The organism is Vibrio sp. 2033 (genome assembly GCF_033339735.1).
The window spans coordinates 1-1,129 of record NZ_JAWOVC010000109.1 but is presented as its reverse complement, the minus strand read 5'-3'; the positions used below and the strand labels follow the sequence as shown (position 1 = coordinate 1,129).

Annotated in this window: 1 protein-coding gene; it reads right to left on the bottom strand. The window is 47.4% G+C overall.

The features are described from left to right. On the bottom strand, nt 1–1,129 hold a 1,129-nt coding region (gene tuf / locus R7P74_RS24940), incomplete at both ends, for an elongation factor Tu (RefSeq protein WP_017633725.1).

Genomic DNA, 1,129 nt, shown 5'->3' with positions numbered 1-1,129 from the left:
ATCGCGAAACGTAGACCTTCGTCCATTGCGATTGGTGCGATTAGCTCTACAGTCATCTGTACGTTGTCGCCTGGCATTACCATTTCTACGCCGTCTGGTAGCTGGATGTCACCAGTTACGTCAGTTGTACGGAAGTAGAACTGTGGACGGTAGCCTTTGAAGAATGGAGTGTGACGACCACCTTCATCTTTAGACAGTACGTATACTTCTGATTCGAACTTAGTGTGTGGAGTGATTGAACCAGGCTTAGCTAGTACTTGACCACGCTCAACTTCGTCACGCTTAGTACCACGTAGAAGTGCACCAACGTTCTCACCTGCACGGCCTTCGTCTAGAAGCTTACGGAACATCTCAACACCAGTACATGTAGTTGTAGTAGTGTCTTTGATACCTACGATAGCAACTTCGTCACCTACAGTTAGGATACCACGCTCGATACGGCCAGTTACTACTGTACCACGACCTTGGATTGAGAATACGTCTTCGATAGGCATTAGGAATGGCTGATCTACCGCACGCTCTGGCTCAGGGATGTAAGTATCTAGAGCTTCTGCTAGTTCAACGATTTTCGCTTCCCACTGCTCTTCGCCGTTTAGTGCGCCTAGTGCAGAACCTTGGATAACTGGTAGGTCATCACCTGGGAAATCGTATTCAGATAGAAGTTCACGAACTTCCATTTCTACTAGTTCTAGTAGCTCTTCATCGTCAACCATGTCACATTTGTTCATGAATACGATGATGTATGGGATACCAACCTGACGGCCTAGTAGGATGTGCTCACGAGTTTGTGGCATTGGGCCATCTGTCGCAGCAACAACTAGGATACCACCGTCCATCTGTGCAGCACCAGTGATCATGTTTTTAACATAGTCAGCGTGTCCTGGACAGTCAACGTGTGCGTAGTGGCGTGATGGAGTGTCGTACTCAACGTGAGAAGTTGCGATTGTGATACCGCGCTCACGCTCTTCTGGAGCGTTATCGATAGATGCGAAGTCTTTAGCTACACCGCCGTAAACTTTAGCAAGAGTAGTACAGATAGCTGCAGTTAGAGTTGTTTTACCGTGGTCAACGTGGCCGATAGTACCAACGTTAACGTGCGGTTTCGTACGTTCAAATTTTTCTTTAGACA